General features: G+C 60.2%; 1 pseudogene. It reads left to right on the forward strand.

Features of this window, described 5'->3' with window-relative positions:
• A pseudogene (locus tag E5162_RS14810) lies at window positions 1-186 on the forward strand (hypothetical protein); the annotation flags it as partial.
• Between the last annotated feature and the right edge of the window lie 138 nt (window positions 187-324).

Raw genomic sequence — 324 nt, forward strand, 5'->3', positions numbered from 1 at the left:
GGGAGCCTGATGGCGATCCTCTCCGGCGGAGGGCCTTGGGCCATCGCGGCTCTGGTCGCGGCCGGTGCCGCCTGGATCGGCATCATGCTGATTGCGCGCCGCTGGCTGCGCGGTTCCGATCTCGGAATGGAGGCGGCAGAGTTGAAACAAGACGCACATACGGGCGATGACGCCGCAGAACGCTGAGTTTGAGAGACTTCGCGCGCTTGCAATATGGCGCGAGGCATCGCACAAGAAACCAAGCCTCGCTCTGTGACCATTTGGTCGCAGTCTTAAAATTTTGCTCCTGTTTGCTGACCCCGGTTTTTCCATGTTCTCAAGCCT

It is taken from the genome of Marinicauda pacifica, assembly GCF_004793635.1.
GTDB lineage: Bacteria > Pseudomonadota > Alphaproteobacteria > Caulobacterales > Maricaulaceae > Marinicauda > Marinicauda pacifica.